The sequence below is a fragment of the Enterococcus sp. DIV1094 genome (genome assembly GCF_017316305.2).
GTDB classification, from domain to species: Bacteria; Bacillota; Bacilli; order Lactobacillales; family Enterococcaceae; genus Enterococcus_B; species Enterococcus_B mangumiae.
In genome coordinates this window covers 2,921,258-2,936,077 of the sequence record NZ_CP147250.1, presented here as the reverse complement: position 1 = coordinate 2,936,077, position 14,820 = coordinate 2,921,258, and the positions used below count along the sequence as shown (strand labels likewise).

At 33.9% G+C, this 14,820-nt stretch carries 22 protein-coding genes; all 22 read left to right on the top strand.

Features of this window, described 5'->3' with window-relative positions; translation table 11 throughout:
- Nucleotides 1-247: 247 nt before the first annotated feature.
- The 22 genes from DOK79_RS14005 (at nucleotide 248) to DOK79_RS13900 (ending at nucleotide 14,653) form a co-directional block, all read left to right on the top strand.
- On the top strand, nucleotides 248-931 hold the full coding sequence (locus tag DOK79_RS14005) for a DUF1538 domain-containing protein (RefSeq protein ID WP_206856134.1): 684 nt from the start codon (nucleotides 248-250) through the stop codon (nucleotides 929-931).
- Nucleotides 928-1,701: a DUF1538 family protein gene (locus DOK79_RS14000; protein ID WP_206856136.1), complete on the top strand. Its 774-nt coding sequence runs from the start codon at nucleotides 928-930 to the stop codon at nucleotides 1,699-1,701. The genes DOK79_RS14005 and DOK79_RS14000 overlap by 4 nt, the downstream gene beginning before the upstream one ends.
- Entirely contained in the window at nucleotides 1,698-2,072 is a 375-nt protein-coding gene (locus DOK79_RS13995; RefSeq protein WP_206856140.1) for a P-II family nitrogen regulator, read from the top strand. The genes DOK79_RS14000 and DOK79_RS13995 overlap by 4 nt, the downstream gene beginning before the upstream one ends.
- Before the next feature lie 198 nt (nucleotides 2,073-2,270).
- Nucleotides 2,271-2,942 (top strand): hypothetical protein, encoded by a 672-nt coding sequence (locus DOK79_RS13990; protein WP_206856142.1) that lies wholly within the window; start codon nucleotides 2,271-2,273, stop codon nucleotides 2,940-2,942.
- A 37-nt stretch (nucleotides 2,943-2,979) separates the two neighbouring features.
- A complete protein-coding gene (locus tag DOK79_RS13985; protein ID WP_206856147.1) occupies nucleotides 2,980-3,429 on the top strand; it encodes a hypothetical protein in 450 nt (149 codons plus the stop codon).
- A gap of 48 nt (nucleotides 3,430-3,477) precedes the next feature.
- Nucleotides 3,478-4,098 carry an HAD-IA family hydrolase gene (locus DOK79_RS13980; RefSeq protein ID WP_206856157.1) on the top strand — a complete coding sequence of 207 codons (621 nt, stop codon included), beginning with the start codon at nucleotides 3,478-3,480 and terminating at the stop codon, nucleotides 4,096-4,098.
- A 52-nt stretch (nucleotides 4,099-4,150) separates the two neighbouring features.
- Nucleotides 4,151-4,555 carry a DUF1149 family protein gene (locus DOK79_RS13975; protein WP_206856149.1) on the top strand — a complete coding sequence of 135 codons (405 nt, stop codon included), beginning with the start codon at nucleotides 4,151-4,153 and terminating at the stop codon, nucleotides 4,553-4,555.
- A 209-nt stretch (nucleotides 4,556-4,764) separates the two neighbouring features.
- A complete protein-coding gene (locus DOK79_RS13970) occupies nucleotides 4,765-6,156 on the top strand; it encodes an L-cystine transporter (protein ID WP_206856151.1) in 1,392 nt (463 codons plus the stop codon).
- A 217-nt stretch (nucleotides 6,157-6,373) separates the two neighbouring features.
- On the top strand, nucleotides 6,374-6,679 hold the full coding sequence (locus DOK79_RS13965; protein ID WP_339092406.1) for a TIGR04197 family type VII secretion effector: 306 nt from the start codon (nucleotides 6,374-6,376) through the stop codon (nucleotides 6,677-6,679).
- A 29-nt stretch (nucleotides 6,680-6,708) separates the two neighbouring features.
- Complete coding sequence (locus DOK79_RS13960; protein ID WP_207115340.1) at nucleotides 6,709-6,951, top strand: hypothetical protein; 243 nt, start codon at nucleotides 6,709-6,711, stop codon at nucleotides 6,949-6,951.
- Between the two features lie 16 nt (nucleotides 6,952-6,967).
- Nucleotides 6,968-7,330, top strand: a complete 363-nt coding sequence (locus DOK79_RS13955) for a hypothetical protein (RefSeq protein WP_206857207.1) — start codon at nucleotides 6,968-6,970, stop codon at nucleotides 7,328-7,330.
- A gap of 138 nt (nucleotides 7,331-7,468) precedes the next feature.
- Entirely contained in the window at nucleotides 7,469-7,894 is a 426-nt protein-coding gene (locus DOK79_RS13950) for a hypothetical protein (RefSeq protein ID WP_206857209.1), read from the top strand.
- 50 nt (nucleotides 7,895-7,944) lie between these two features.
- Nucleotides 7,945-8,274 carry a hypothetical protein gene (locus tag DOK79_RS13945; protein ID WP_206857211.1) on the top strand — a complete coding sequence of 110 codons (330 nt, stop codon included), beginning with the start codon at nucleotides 7,945-7,947 and terminating at the stop codon, nucleotides 8,272-8,274.
- Between the two features lie 343 nt (nucleotides 8,275-8,617).
- Complete coding sequence (locus DOK79_RS13940) at nucleotides 8,618-9,127, top strand: hypothetical protein (protein WP_206857213.1); 510 nt, start codon at nucleotides 8,618-8,620, stop codon at nucleotides 9,125-9,127.
- Between the two features lie 577 nt (nucleotides 9,128-9,704).
- A complete protein-coding gene (locus tag DOK79_RS13935) occupies nucleotides 9,705-10,163 on the top strand; it encodes a hypothetical protein (protein ID WP_206857214.1) in 459 nt (152 codons plus the stop codon).
- A gap of 926 nt (nucleotides 10,164-11,089) precedes the next feature.
- Nucleotides 11,090-11,473, top strand: a complete 384-nt coding sequence (locus DOK79_RS13930) for a hypothetical protein (RefSeq protein ID WP_206857215.1) — start codon at nucleotides 11,090-11,092, stop codon at nucleotides 11,471-11,473.
- 385 nt (nucleotides 11,474-11,858) lie between these two features.
- Nucleotides 11,859-12,056 (top strand): hypothetical protein, encoded by a 198-nt coding sequence (locus DOK79_RS13925; RefSeq protein WP_206857216.1) that lies wholly within the window; start codon nucleotides 11,859-11,861, stop codon nucleotides 12,054-12,056.
- 100 nt (nucleotides 12,057-12,156) lie between these two features.
- Nucleotides 12,157-12,564: a contact-dependent growth inhibition system immunity protein gene (locus tag DOK79_RS13920; RefSeq protein WP_206857217.1), complete on the top strand. Its 408-nt coding sequence runs from the start codon at nucleotides 12,157-12,159 to the stop codon at nucleotides 12,562-12,564.
- Nucleotides 12,565-12,820: 256 nt separating this feature from the next.
- On the top strand, nucleotides 12,821-13,186 hold the full coding sequence (locus tag DOK79_RS13915; RefSeq protein ID WP_339092397.1) for a hypothetical protein: 366 nt from the start codon (nucleotides 12,821-12,823) through the stop codon (nucleotides 13,184-13,186).
- A 15-nt stretch (nucleotides 13,187-13,201) separates the two neighbouring features.
- The gene (locus DOK79_RS13910; protein WP_242543309.1) at nucleotides 13,202-13,603 is read left to right on the top strand and encodes a hypothetical protein; all 402 of its coding nucleotides are present in this window, start codon (nucleotides 13,202-13,204) and stop codon (nucleotides 13,601-13,603) included.
- Nucleotides 13,604-13,710: 107 nt separating this feature from the next.
- Entirely contained in the window at nucleotides 13,711-14,100 is a 390-nt protein-coding gene (locus tag DOK79_RS13905; RefSeq protein ID WP_206857219.1) for a hypothetical protein, read from the top strand.
- A 181-nt stretch (nucleotides 14,101-14,281) separates the two neighbouring features.
- Entirely contained in the window at nucleotides 14,282-14,653 is a 372-nt protein-coding gene (locus DOK79_RS13900) for a VOC family protein (protein WP_206857220.1), read from the top strand.
- The last annotated feature ends 167 nt before the right edge of the window (nucleotides 14,654-14,820 follow it).

Genomic DNA, 14,820 nt, shown 5'->3' with positions numbered 1-14,820 from the left:
TTCAATATAAGTGATAAAAACCAGAAATAGTTTATATGTTTTTGGTTTTTGTCGCTTTTTATTACATTTAAGCCTTTTTTGAAATGAAATAATCCTCGTTCATTGTATGGTTCACATTATTTTAGTTAGTTGATCGATGTTTTTTATTATTCTTTTTAGAAATCTTTACATAAATTTGATATCGCTTCCTTTTTTTCTCGTAAACTTACTTTTAATCAGGTAAACTAGAAGTAAAGGAGGAGGATACATGAAGAAAAATTTTAAAGAAGTAATCATTGCGATCATGCCTATGACAATATTGATCGTTATCCTGACCTTTGTGTTTGCACCTTTAGATGCTGAAACCATGGGAAGATTTGTTCTTGGAGCAATCATGATGATGGTTGGCATGAGTCTCTTTTTATTTGGTGCTGATTATTCGATGATGGAAGTCGGTGACTTGGTCGGCAAGTATATGATCAAAAAGAAAAGTCTACCGATAATCATTAGTCTGGGGTTTTTGATTGGGATCGTGATCACGATCGCCGAACCGTCTGTGCAAGTATTGGGTCAGCAAGTTTTCGATATTTCTGATGGAGAGATCGGTCGTGTTTTATTGATCGGCATCGTTAGTGTGGGAACTGGGGTATTCCTAGCTTTTGCGCTTTTACGTGTCATATTCAAGCTTTCTTACTATAAATTGATGGTGATCGGTTACTTAGCCGTACTTATCGCTTCCTTTTTCACGAGTAATGAATTTATGCCGATTGCTTTTGATGCAGGTGGAGTTACGACAGGACCTGTGACAGTTCCTTTTATTTTAGCATTAGCTGGTGGAATGACGAGTATGATCCGCCAAGGAAAAAATGAAAACGATAGCTTCGGGATGGTCGGTATTGCGTCACTCGGTCCGATTTTAGCTGTCATGATCCTGGGGGTGATCTTCCAGTGAGCTTTTTGATTACTTTTTTTGATGGTATCGGTCAAGTCGGATATGAGGTCATTCTCGCTGTGGCACCGATCGTCCTGCTCTTTGTGCTGATGAATTTTCTTTCGTTCAAAATGAGAAAGAAACGCTTTTTAGATATCATGAAAGGTTTTTTGATCACAACGATAGGATTGATTTTATTTTTACATGGGGTAAATGTTGCCTATGTTCCTGTAGGGCAGCATCTTGGCGGAGCAATTGCTGCGTTAACGAATAATCAGATCCTCATTCCTTTAGGTTTTGTGATGGGCTTTTTAGTTGGCTTTGCAGAGCCGGCGATCCATGTCATGGTAAAGCAAGTGGAGGAATTGAGTGAAGGAAGGATTCATGCAAAAGTGATGTTAGCAGTGATCTCAATAGGGATCGGTCTGGCAGTTGGCTTATCTATGTGGCGCCTATTAGCTGGTTTTTCTCTCTACTATTTCTTGGTTCCTGGTTATGGCTTAGCTTTTGTCTTGGGGGCAAAAGTGGATAAAATTTTCCTCTCCATGGCTTTTGATAACGGAGGAGTTGCCACAGGGCCGATGTGTTCGACCTTCATTTTGTCCATGAGTGTGGCGATCGCGACACAAATCGACGGGCGAGATCCAATCATTGATGGCTTCGGCGTTGTCGCAATGATTGCTTTGACTCCGATATTATCAACCTTAGTTTTAGGCTTCATCTATAAGCAAAAAGATAAAAAAGATCAAAAAAACAAAGAAAAATTACAGAAATTGGAGGAACAACAATGAACGATTTGGTCGCGCTGAATCTTGAAATGATCGTTACGATCGTTGACGGTGGTATTGGAGAAGATGTAATTGATTATTCAAAAAAAGCTGGCGCATCAGGTGGAACGATCTTACATGGACGAGGCTCAGGTGTCCATGACACAGGTAAATTTTTAGGATTGGATATCTCACCAGAAAAGGATGTTGTGTTGACATTAGTGCCAGATAGCTTGACGAACGAAGTGATGGATGCCATCGGAAAAGGCATCAAGATCGATATTCCAGGAAATGGTATTTGCTTTAGCATCGATATCGATAAAGTGATCGGTATCACGAAAATCCATCAGTATCGTGAAGTCGTTGAAATGAAAGAATTATTAGAAGATAATTGAGTATAAAGCTTGATGAGAGACGAACTTTTTCGTGAAAAACGAAGAGAAAGTGCCGTTTGTTCTCGTTAAGCTTTTATTTTACTCATTCGTAATACCAATCAAGATTAACCAAAAAATAAGATTTTATGAAATCTCCTGCATATTCCCACACAAACCGTTGAAAATATGCTATTTTGTAGTAGAAAAAGGGGGAGAAGAATGAATTTTTTAGTTGTTTTAAAAGATGCGAGCCTCAAGCGTTCGACATTCATCTATACACAAATCGATGAACAAAAAACAGTATTGCATTTTTCGCCGGAGTTCCATTTAGAAGGGTTGACGATCGGGGAAATCTACGAAAAAGGTGGTATAGAAGCTGCGAAGCAATTTTTTGCTCAAGAACTCCAACTCCCACTGAATGACTATCTTGAAGTATCATTAGCTGAGTGGGATAAAGCAGTCGCAGAACTTTTTCCTCAAGGAATCAATGTAGAGACAGATAAAGCGGAAGTACATTTAACCGTAAAAGATCTGCAAAGTCAGATGCGTTATCGAATCGATGAAGAGGGATCTCTTTCGATTTTTCAGCGGCAGCAAAAGATCTTAAAAAGTTTTTTAAAACAAATCAGCCGAAAACGGAATTTGTTTAAAACAACTCAATTATTAAAAAAATATCCAGAGTTATTACAAACATCGATCCAGTTTCCACAATTACTTTCATTGATCCGTCGCTTTGTTCGCTTGAAGGAGATTCAATCCAAAAAGCTCACATTGCCTTTACAAGATACCTTTCGGGTAGTAAAACGCGAAGATGAAAAAAAATTGATCGTGATCGATTTTATGCGCAATCGTCAAGTGTTGCAACAAATGGCGATGGAAAAGGCCAACTAGGGCTTTTTCTTTTTGAAAAAAAGAATGGAGAAATACAATGGGACCTATCTGGTTACAGCGAGTAATGAAAGCTCAACAAAAATATCAACAAGTGATGAAAGGAAGGTATGCACGTCTTGACCAATTGAATCGTTTCTTTTTGATTCTAGGATTACTATTCTTTGTGGTTAGATATTGGCTGCCTTTTGGTTTAGGCTATCTACTTTTCTTTGTTTTTATTTTCCTAGTCATTGGACGATTTAGCTCAAAGAAAATCTATGTCCGTACGAACGAAAATCAAGCATATTTAAAAAAGACAGTCACTTTCAAGAATTGGTTGTCAAAAACAAGAAATAAAATGACACGTCAGTCCGAGCAACAAACTGCTACTACCTATACGATCTTTTCATGCCCAACTTGTCAACTCAAACAACGGGCGCCAAAAGGGAAAGGTGAGATTCGAGTGACTTGTAAGAAATGCGCTACGCAATTCACAACAAAAGTATAAGAAGTTTAATGGACTGATAGCTAGTTAGATAAGAGGAGTAAAAGAATGATCGAGAATTACATTTGGGATTTTGATGGCACACTATTTGATACGTATCCAGCAATGGTCGAGGGTGCGTTCCACGCATTAAATGATTTTGGTATCAAACGACCAAAAAATGAAATTTATCGTGTGATGAAGCAAGAATCAATGAGAAAACTGCGGGAAAGCTATCAGTTAGAAGAAGCGGCTTTTAACCAGCTATTCCACGAGTATGAACGGCAATATCAAGACATGTCAGCACCATTCAAAGAGACGGAAATGGTTTTACGTCACTTGAAAGAAAGTGGCGCAAAACATTATATTTTGACGCATCGTGTCACGGCTTCTACATGGGAACTTTTAAAAAACTTTGATTTAGCTGATTTGGTTGAAGAGGTGATCGGTATCGATCAAGGTTTTGCAAGAAAACCAGCACCTGATGCTATCCTTCATCTGATCGACACATACAAGATGAAGCTAGAGAAAACGATGATGGTAGGGGATCGCAAACTAGACATCGAGGCAGGGATCAATGCGAACGTCTCCACTTGTTTATATGATATCGATCATTTTTTAGGAGAGATACCTGCAGATCACACCGTTGCCAATCTAGCGGATATTTTGATGATCAAAAAGAATACAGAATAAGTATCCCCTTTCAACTTTAGTTATGCTATAATTTAATCAGAGGAGTGATAAAATGGAAATTAGAAGACAAAAAGAAGTAGTAGAAGCCTTTCATTATGATTTTTTAAAGCCTGATCAAGAGGTACAAACAGACTTAAAAGTAGGTTTCTCACCACTAAAAGAGACAATTGAAAACTATCCGAAAGAACATAGCATCGTGGGTGCACGTTTAGAATTTCGTTTAGTATTTGATACATATGTGTTATCTGGAAGCGTTAGCCAAATCAACCATATCTTGAATCGTAAGGTCCAAGATCAAAACGACGTGACACAAGAAGAGGTCGATGAATTAGTTGCACCACTTTTTGAAATGGTCAAACGTCTTGCATACGAAGTAACAGAGATTGCTTTAGATGCACCAGGAGTAAAATTGAACTTCCAATCAGAAAAAGCAGAAACAGAAAAGGCAGAAAATTAAACAAAAAACACCAGTGATAGTTATTAGCTATCACTGGTGTTTTTTTCTATTACTAATTGTAAGCAAAAGTAAGGAAAAATTTCGGAAAATAGTCTAGAATGAATTAGTCACTGAAAAAAATATTTTCAGGAGAAGAGCTGAAGAGTTCTTCTCGGGAACCTTTACTTCCTTAGATGGACTTGTCATTACAAATTAAGAGGAGGATGAAAATGACAACACTCATCACAGTTTTAGTGGTTCTAGTTTTTGCGGCATTATTATATGTGTTTTATCGTATGCAAAAGCGCCATGCAAAATTTTCAACACGGGTTTACACAGCGTTGGCTGCCGGTATTGTATTCGGGGGCGCGTTGCAACTGATTTTCGGAGTAGAAAATGAGGTCATCACACAATCGATGGATTGGATCAGTATTGTTGGGAACGGCTACGTTAGTTTCTTACAAATGTTGATCATGCCTTTAGTCTTCGTTTCGATCGTTGCAGCTTTTACAAAAATGAAAGTATCTGAAAAACTGGGTAAAATCAGTGCAACTGTACTGACAACTCTATTAGCGACAACTGCTATTTCAGCATTGATCGGTATCGGCTTGACGATCGCCTTTGGTCTTCAAGGCGCAGAATTCACTCAAGGCGCAGCTGAAACTGCCCGTATCTCTGAATTGGCGGCACGACAAGAAACAGTGGAAGGGTTAAGTATCCCACAACAAATCTTGTCATTTATTCCTAGAAATATCTTTGCAGATCTTGCCGGAACTCGTGCAACAAGTACGATTGCGGTAGTTATCTTCGCTGCATTTGTTGGGGTTGCTTACTTAGGGATCAAAAGAAAAGCACCGAAAGAAGCAACATTCTTTGCTGATATGATCGATAGCTTGTACCGCATTGTCATGCGTATCGTGACGTTAGTCTTGCGTTTGACACCTTATGGCGTGTTCGCATTGATGACTAACGTGATGGCAACAAGTGACTTTGATGCAATTCTTAACTTAGGGAAATTTGTATTAGCATCTTATCTGGCATTGTTTGCAGTCATGATCGTTCACTTCTTGATCTTGATGGGTGTGAAGGTCAGCCCAATCGACTATTTGAAAAAATCATTTCCAGTACTAAGTTTTGCGTTTACTTCCCGTTCAAGTGCAGGTGCTTTGCCATTGAACATCGAAACACAAACAAAAGCACTTGGTGTGGATGAAGCAACAGCAAACTTCGCTGCCAGCTTTGGTTTATCGATTGGTCAAAATGGATGTGCGGGTGTTTATCCAGCCATGTTAGCGACAATCGTCGCACCAGCAGCTGGAATGAATGTCTTCAGCTTAGAATTTATCTTGCTACTTGTAGCCATCGTGACAATCAGTTCATTTGGGGTAGCTGGTGTCGGTGGTGGAGCAACATTTGCCTCATTGATCGTTTTAGGTTCAATGAACTTACCAGTAGCGATCGTTGGTTTAGTTATCTCAGTTGAACCATTGATCGATATGGCTCGTACGGCAGTCAATGTAAGTGGTAGTATGGTAGCAGGTATTGTTACTAGCGCACGTATCCATGATCTTGATCGCGACGTTATCAAAGACGAAGCAAAAGTCGTTGACGTGAATGCTTAATCGTTAAAATGAAAAGTGAGAGCGAAATGCTCTCGCTTTTTTTATACTACAAATATATTCCGAAAAGTGAATAGACGAAAAAATCATTTTAAATAAGCACTGATCAATAAGGTAACAAGACCTATCTAATGAAATTTTCATCCACTGGAAGATTATATATTGATATAATGTAATGTGTAAGCGTTCCATCCAGTCTATAGAATAGAGGAGGAAATTCATGACGACATTCAGCAGTAATTCTCAACAAGCCCAGCAGTCCACTTCTAAAATCAACAGTGCAACCACACCTTTACAACAATCAACATCGCTTCAAAATGACACACGTACCACGCTTATTGGCAATCAAGACATTCAAATTAGCCTCACATCCGCCAAAAACTTTGCCAGTCAAATCGCCTCAGCCATTTCAAGTGTAGCCAATCAGTTACAGACAATCGCCCAAGTTTTTTCTACACTAGACACTCAGTTAAGTCGAGATCTTTTCAAGGAGAGACGATTGAATTTAATAGTAAAACTAAATTAGAAGTTCACTTTTCAAAACATGGTTCAGAAATGCAACAAGTTTTAAATAAAAATCACTATTCAATAGTTGAGTATTTAAGAGAGGCAAATCATGTGATTAAAGAGGGACAATTTGTCCCTGAAATGAACGGATATTTCAAACTGGTTGGTGGAGAAGGAAGTGCAAAGTATGCATTTGTAGGATTAGACAGAATAACTGGGAACATAACAACCTTGCACTTAAAGTCTGTAAAAGAACTCGTTAAAAAAGCACCTAGTTTAGGTTTGGAATAATAGGAGATGTTACAAAATGATTAATATAAGAAAAGTAAACTGGATAGATGAAGACTCAGGAGAAGCTGATATTTTACTTTCAGATGGCTTATATTCCATTGAATGTTTTTGTAGTGATTGTGATGTATCAGAAGGTGATATGTTCACAGATATAATTTATGGATTTAACATCAAACACATTGTTAAAAGTTTAAATGAAGAATATACAGTACATAAAAAAACTGATTACTATCATGTTCAGGGAGAGCTTATAGATTTGAAAAACAAAATTCTTCAAATAGGAGAATTTAAAATCGATTTGTCAGATGGGGATATTCCAAAGGATATAAAACAATATGAATATTTAGAAGCTGATATTGCAAGAATTGATATTTACTAAGAAATGTACTGAACCAATGAAGATATAAATTGTAAAAATTAAAAAACTTAATAAACATAGTGGATTTTATGATGAAAATCTTATAAATAGCACCCATATTCCGATTGAGACACCATAAAAATAGAAAGAGGTATCTTAATGGATTGGTTAAATACTCTAAAAAATCAACAGAAAAATAAGAATGACAAGTTAGAGGCGGTGGGCTATATAAGGGACATTTTAGAATATGGTGATATTTCAAAGAATAATGCTAAGAAATTTATCGATATTCTGGCTGTCCAAGCTACGTTACAGGATGATGATATAAAGGAATTAATATTAGATGCAATATTAGAAGGGTCGAAAAATCCAAATCTTGAAAAGTCAATTGACTTAAATCCAATTATTCATCGCTTAACTGACTTCAATGATGAATGTTTGAGTTATATCTTAAGCTTGCTGGGAAATTCCGAGAATGTAAAATATAGACAAATTATTGAATCGTATAAAGGAAACTCGAGATTAAAAGAAGACGTTGAAGAAGCATTGTCAGAACTAGATTATCGAATAAAACATAATAAATAAAAATGATATATTATTGGCGAATTTGATGAAATATGTGGAAGTGAGGACTAATGTCAGTAGGATTATTTAAGTATGATGGAGATATCTATGAGGAAAACTCTGAAGTTATATTAAGTGAAAATATCTCCTCAGAACCATTTTATGAAAGGTATTGGGAAAAAGCTATAAAAGAATTAGGTATCAAATATATAAAAGATGGTGCGGAATTTGATCATACTAAATTAGGAGTTGTTATGGAAGAATTAGATTTACTGAAGAGCTGGGCGATAACAAATCTTCAAGGAGAAAATCAAAAATACATGACCGCTAGAATAGAACATTTAGAAAAAGTTATCCCTAGTTCTTTCATTTCAGAACAAGATATATTATATATTTTTTAAAATGAGACCGATGAGCTAACTGATTTTTTGCGCTCATTTACTGGTGAGTCATATAATTTATAACTACAGCAAATAATTTATACAAATGCTAGCATTCCAGTCTAACAAATCAGTGAATCACTTGATGAACGGTTATTGTTGTAAAAAACAACCCATAGAATCACTCATCATACTTAATAGGCTTGGTCTGTGAACCCACGAATGATTAGTTCTCCACCTAATTATAGATACAACTAATCAACGAATCCAAATGCAGAAAAAATTTGAGGTTATTAAGCTATGCATATGAATTATATTAAGTATCAATATTTATTAAGACGATTTGAAAAGCTTGAGAAATAGGGTGGAAAAAATTTTTGAGATGAAATTTAAAATAGTTAAAGATATTTATATAGAAAATTTTATCGGAGAATATGGCTATTTTAGTGTCACAATTGATAATGAACACTATGGGATTATCCTTGAAGAAGAAGTAGAAGATTTTACTGTATCTCTATACGATTGGTTTGACAGTTTTTTAAGAGCTTTAGAGATTTTAAACACAGAGAGCTATGTTTTGATTAATGATATTGAATCTTTTAATACGTGGATAGAAATTTATAGGGAGAAAGAAATTCTATCTATTAGTAAAGTTTCAGGTGCTAAAGTGGGTCAAGGAGGATGGATTCGCACAGAGAAACTTTCAAATCCGGATTATCAATTCTGGAAAGATAAAAAAATGCTATTCTCTGACTTCAGAACAGAAGTATTAGAGAAATCAGAGTATTATTTATCAGAAATAATTAAACTAAATTCTTTGCAAAATAAAAACATTCGCAACTTTAAAAAATTAGTAGAGAAATTGAAATTATAAACCTTAGAAAAATAGTAAGCATGGTATTTCAAGTTAAAAAAATCATCACATGAATGAATCCTACTGATGGTTTTACATACATATTCAACTCCTGATCCATAGTCTATGAAGAGAAATCATGAGATGATAAAAATGTTTTAGATTGAAAACTACTACCAAGCGTATGTAAAGTTTATAAATCAACATGACTTTTATTTCACCGATTGAATTTAAAAAAAATGGGAATAGACAGTTAATAGCCATTGATAGTGAGGAATATATTGTTTCATTTGCTGACCTATCTTTGGATAAGGAAAATTCAAGGTTAAGTAGAGGTAGATATGAAGACTAGTGAATGATTTTTTGTAAAGTCATAGGGTTTAAGATTACGTTGGCACCTCATAGTAAGTATCAATGACTTTACTTTTAGATAAAATAATAAATACAGCAATACTGATTAAAGATAGTAGTTTAAGAATAGACTTCGCTGAGAGTTTGAAGGAGTAATTAGAGGATTCAAAGATACATGAGAACCAGTTATTGATATATCGACAAATAAAATTGTTCATTATAATTTTGTAAATAAATGGGGTGAAAAATGATAAAACTAAATCTAAAATCTGAGAATGAAAGAATTAACGGACAAGTAACGTATGATGAAAAGGATGGAAATTTAGATTTTAATCCTAGATCAAATGCAGATATTTTATTACTTATCAGTTATATGAATATAGGTTTTGATTCTATTCAAAAGTCTGCTAATCAAGTTTGGGGATACACGCCGAAAGAAAGTTGGATTAAAAAAGATTTACTTTTACCTTTACATATTCAGAAAGGGAAAGTTGAACTAGAAGAGAATTTAGAATCAGGTTCATGGAGGCTAGATAAAAAAGAAGTGTGGCTTACCTATTATGACTTAAAACAAAATTGGTTATGCTTTGGAGACTTCATGCATGATAACAATGATAGATGTGTAGAGTTTCTTGAGAATGTGCTTGCTGTGGTCGATAATGATCAGTGTCTAAAATCGTTATGGATTAAACCATATTTTAAATAAAAGTCGAAGAACGGCAACAAACAAAAAATTCCCATTAGAAATACAATATAGCATCATAGAAGATTGAGCTAATTAAAATTTATATTTATGGTGTGCCAATAAGTAGGAATTATCTAATGATGATTTGAAAAATGTATCAATCGGCTCTTCTGATATTTTAAAATGGGGAAGAAAAAGTTATGAAATAAATTAGCTGATAAAACACCATTTAATTATATAACTACTGTAAGAGAAAGCTTTTTACAAGGTCCAAATGGAGGTGTTTAAATTGAGTCGGTTTAGGATGGCGTTGGCGTATTAGTAGTAAATATTTAAGGTGGGAGATACGTGAATTTATTCGAAAAAAAACTTATGAATCAGCAATAGAATTAAAAGAGAGCTTAGGAAAAAAATCTTTCTTACTCGGCGAAAATATAGCCGAAAGCAACCAATTTATAAAAATTAGTCATAGTTTAATTGACGTAGGATTTATATACGATGATTTGGGATTAGAACCTCAGATGTACCTATCAACTAATTCAAATAAAGTATTTTTAGGAATAAATAGTCTTTCCGCATGTTTAGATTCTGCAAATCTGTCGGTGTCTTTTGAAGAAAACTTACCTTCTCTATTGTATGAAATAATGATAGATCCGAACGCTAAATACATTGTGTTTATTTGTGAGCTGGATATACTCGTTTACGAAAGCAGTGGATCATTATTATGGCATATTGGATTCAGAAATATTGTTAAAGATTATTATTTAAAGAGGAATGACTCGATCGTTATTGAGTGTGAAGATGGTGATATAACAATTTTTTCTTTAGAGTCAGGGAAAATAAAATGAATAGATCAAATCGTTACCCATTTTGTCTTATCTTTTCAGTAGTATGATAAGTATAAATATAGAATTTGACTCTATTCAAAATCTAAAAGGAAGATTATAGTGAAAGAAAAACAACTAGCAAATATCTTACAATTGTACGACAAACAACAAATATTTAAAATTGCAGACTTCTTAATTTCAGAAATAGATAAAGATAACCTGCAAGATACAATAGATTTCGTAGTTTCTAATAATAGTTACGATAGTAATTTTAAAGAGGTGATGTATGAAGAAGATGAATACGACAGAATATTTTTAGAAGGTAATCAATATTTATTAGCTAGTTCTGAAGGGGAAGTAACGATAATAGATATGATAAGTGAGGCTCATGGGGTTAGTACAAAAGATACCCGAGTAAAATTTATTGAAGAAAGTTTTATCAGGCTAATCACGAATAAAGAAGAAACACTTGACTGGATAAAAAAATATAGGACGTATAGGTAACGCAAATTAGTGGATGTTTTTTCTGTAACGATCAATGAGCTGAAGATACATAAATAAAAGCGAATAAAAAAGTATCGTGTACTACCCCTATTACATTGAATATGGCTTTAAGGGCTATACTATAAAAAACTGATGTTTAAAAGTAAAGAAGTTGTAGATTTCAACCTAAGAATTTCTGCATTAATTAGATGGTTCATTATTAATTGGAGTAAAGATGATGACAGAAAAATTTAAAATTTTAATCAATGAGCAAGAAATAGATGAGTTGATGGAAACTTTTTTTGTGCAGCTAATAGAAATCTAAACAAGTTATTAAATTTATTATCTAATAAGGAAGGATGGGGAGAAGAGGTTATTTTTTGAAAATGATTTAGATGACTACGATATGGCACAATTGCCTAAGCCGCTAGATGATAAACATGTATTGATTGAGCTGGCTTCTCCAGCTGTAGAAGTAAATCAGATAGTGTATTTAGATTTTGACACTTTTTACAACTATTTGGATAAAAACGTAAGAAAAGAAACAAAAAAATCAGATGATAGTGAGTTAATCGGATTATTGAAAAGAGTTAAAAAGAGTTAAAAAGAGTTTAGAAATATAATTTATAGGTTTACTTAGAGCCATTAAGACGAGAATCTCAGAAATATAGATAACTTATTTATGAATATGGATGGATAGATCAATGGCAGAAAAAATAAAAGATATTTATCATATAAATGACGATTTTCCTATTGTAAGCAAGAAGTATGATATTTGGTTAAATAAATTATTGAATAAAACAGAAGATGATATAGATGAAAATGATGTTTACACAATGTTTTCTCAGCATGAGGTTGAGGAGTTAGCAATAAAAAAAGCGTTAGAATTTATAATAAACGATCCATTGGCTGGTGAATTATGGGACGGACAATTTTTAGAACAGTTAGCAAATGTGTCGATTGAGAAATTGAAAAAATATACAAAAGAACTAAAAGAATTACCTTCACACATAGATCAAAATATAGATATTCACCTGTGGGATTTTGCTTTTGAAAGAGACGAATTTATGGAAAAATATGAGCAATTAAAAAAAATAATTTCTAACTTGTAAACTTTAGAAAGAGCGAAAAGATACTTGGAGCCAAAATCAATAGTCAATCAACAGAAAACATTCTTCGTAAGAAATAAATGTCTTTACCTTGCAATCCGGTGATATATGGATCACTGAAACTAAATATTCCCTATTACGCATCGCATCAAGTATTACTGACTAGAGGCTTAAAACAGGTGAAGAACAGTACGATACAATAACTGAAAAAAGCAGGGAATATCATTACAGAACAATTAAATAAAGGTCAATGGAAGGAATGGATTCTATGATTGACAATAGGTTTTATGAAGGTTTTGAAGGAGAAGCGGAGCTTTCTTTTGTAGCTACTGATAATAAACTTATCATTTGGAACGGCTATTTTGAAGCTATTTTAGATCATTTATTAGATTGTAATGTCGAAAAAAAGGGGATGGTGAAAGAATATTTTCATCATGAGGGATGGTATGATGATTCACCGTGGTTGATCAAGGATAAGTCGCTTACTATTGATCAATTAAGGTGTTTCGATATCAGCAAGATCAATCAAACTTCAATAAAAGAGATATTAGAAGAAGTAGTACAATCAATTGTTTTATTTTTAGAAAATAATTATTTGAGTACAATCTATATCAACTATGAGTAATAATTTTGGAGGTAAATGTTGAATATTGAATTATTACAAAAGAAAATTGATGATACGAAGTACTGGGATATGTCAATATTGGATATTCAAACTCAGTATTTTAATGACGAAGTATACATTTTTATAGAAAATGATGAAGAAACTTGTTGGAAAATTTGTTTTTTATCTTGTTATAAAGTTAGTTATGAGACCGATGCTAATTGGCGAAAGATAGATAACGTAAAAGAGATGCGAGGGGGACAACTTGGCTATGATGGACAAGATATCTCTTTGAAAAAATATGAAGGAAATCAGAACTTCGTGGAATGTTTCCTTGATCTATCGATTATGACAATGAATATCGTTTGTAAAGAGATTCAGGTGGAAAAATTAAACATGGAAGAAAATCGATTCTTTTGGCAAGAAAGATCAATTTGAAATAAATGCTCTGGTTTCTAAAGAAAGTTAGAGAATCGAGCAGTAGCAAATCAACCGATTTACCAACAAGAGCAATCCACGTAACTATTTAAACTAGGAGCATGCGCATGTATAAACTACTTTCCATAGAAGCATCAGTAGCTACACGGAATTTAGTGTTGGAAAATTTAGATACAGCTACAATTGATTTATGTTTTGATGATTCTGCTGTTACTAGTTTTAAAAATTTTGATTTTATGCAAATAAATGAAGTATATGATTGTAAAATTTTTCTTTTTGGTGAACAAGATGATAGTGGTGAAAAATTTCAGTATATAAATGATGTTTCAATCGGCAGAACAGTTTTATCAGAAGTTGCAAACGAAAAAGGGGATGTGTACTATATCAATAAAATTTCTGCAAGTGAGTCCTTTAGTAAACAAAAAAAGTTAAGTTACAAATGTACTCGAAAAGATCTTATCCAAGTGAATACTATTATTCATGCAGCTTTCGAATAATGCTATATTAAAATATTTTTGACTGATTGCTCTCATATAGAAGAAGCTTGAACAGTAAAGATGAGTTCACTTATAAAATGAACGACATAAATCCCCCTTCTCATCCGTATGTCTCTAACATAGATTTTCAGTATAAGCTATGCTAAACTAGCAAAGACGAAAAAAGTGGAGGAATGAATGAATGTTTACGAATGAAATGAAAATAATGTTATATGTCGATGACGTCGAAAAAAATGCTACGTTCTGGCAGCAGATTGGTTTTGTGGAGTTGGATCGTCAAGAGATGGATGGTACGTTGATTATTGAGATTGCCCAATCGAAAGATGCTGATACAGCGTTTGTCTTATATGATCGTGAATTCATTGAACAGCATTCACCAGGAACTGCTACTGGCGCACCGTCTTTGATGTTCTATAGCGAAGGGATTTTTGATCTATACAAAAAGATGCAAGAATTAGAAGTGACATTAGGTGATCTGGTTCAACTAGGAGAAGAATATGTCTTTAATTTTGCCGACCCTGATGGCAATTACTTTGCTGTGACTGGAAAATAAATTAGTAAGAATGAAGTGAGGACTCCGGCTGGAAATTTCAGTCGGATTTTTTGTGACCTTAGAAATATAATTACAATAATTATTTTATGTAAACTGACTCTTGCGCATAATTACACAAGCAGAAAAATCGTCATTTCATTTAGACTTCTTTATACTATTATGGAATG

What these genes read in the sequence shown, in the direction of transcription:
- DOK79_RS13905 (WP_206857219.1), top strand. Translation starts at nt 13,711, where the DNA reads ATGTATAAACTACTTTCCATAGAAGCATCAGTAGCTACACGGAATTTA.
- DOK79_RS13900 (WP_206857220.1), top strand. Translation starts at nt 14,282, where the DNA reads ATGTTTACGAATGAAATGAAAATAATGTTATATGTCGATGACGTCGAA.
- DOK79_RS13975 (WP_206856149.1), top strand. Translation starts at nt 4,151, where the DNA reads ATGGAAATTAGAAGACAAAAAGAAGTAGTAGAAGCCTTTCATTATGAT.
- DOK79_RS13950 (WP_206857209.1), top strand. Translation starts at nt 7,469, where the DNA reads ATGGATTGGTTAAATACTCTAAAAAATCAACAGAAAAATAAGAATGAC.
- DOK79_RS13970 (WP_206856151.1), top strand. Translation starts at nt 4,765, where the DNA reads ATGACAACACTCATCACAGTTTTAGTGGTTCTAGTTTTTGCGGCATTA.
- DOK79_RS13910 (WP_242543309.1), top strand. Translation starts at nt 13,202, where the DNA reads ATGTTGAATATTGAATTATTACAAAAGAAAATTGATGATACGAAGTAC.
- DOK79_RS13945 (WP_206857211.1), top strand. Translation starts at nt 7,945, where the DNA reads ATGTCAGTAGGATTATTTAAGTATGATGGAGATATCTATGAGGAAAAC.
- DOK79_RS13925 (WP_206857216.1), top strand. Translation starts at nt 11,859, where the DNA reads ATGGCACAATTGCCTAAGCCGCTAGATGATAAACATGTATTGATTGAG.
- DOK79_RS13935 (WP_206857214.1), top strand. Translation starts at nt 9,705, where the DNA reads ATGATAAAACTAAATCTAAAATCTGAGAATGAAAGAATTAACGGACAA.
- DOK79_RS13965 (WP_339092406.1), top strand. Translation starts at nt 6,374, where the DNA reads ATGACGACATTCAGCAGTAATTCTCAACAAGCCCAGCAGTCCACTTCT.
- DOK79_RS13920 (WP_206857217.1), top strand. Translation starts at nt 12,157, where the DNA reads ATGGCAGAAAAAATAAAAGATATTTATCATATAAATGACGATTTTCCT.
- DOK79_RS13955 (WP_206857207.1), top strand. Translation starts at nt 6,968, where the DNA reads ATGATTAATATAAGAAAAGTAAACTGGATAGATGAAGACTCAGGAGAA.
- DOK79_RS13960 (WP_207115340.1), top strand. Translation starts at nt 6,709, where the DNA reads ATGCAACAAGTTTTAAATAAAAATCACTATTCAATAGTTGAGTATTTA.
- DOK79_RS14005 (WP_206856134.1), top strand. Translation starts at nt 248, where the DNA reads ATGAAGAAAAATTTTAAAGAAGTAATCATTGCGATCATGCCTATGACA.
- DOK79_RS13990 (WP_206856142.1), top strand. Translation starts at nt 2,271, where the DNA reads ATGAATTTTTTAGTTGTTTTAAAAGATGCGAGCCTCAAGCGTTCGACA.
- DOK79_RS13915 (WP_339092397.1), top strand. Translation starts at nt 12,821, where the DNA reads ATGGATTCTATGATTGACAATAGGTTTTATGAAGGTTTTGAAGGAGAA.
- DOK79_RS13995 (WP_206856140.1), top strand. Translation starts at nt 1,698, where the DNA reads ATGAACGATTTGGTCGCGCTGAATCTTGAAATGATCGTTACGATCGTT.
- DOK79_RS13985 (WP_206856147.1), top strand. Translation starts at nt 2,980, where the DNA reads ATGGGACCTATCTGGTTACAGCGAGTAATGAAAGCTCAACAAAAATAT.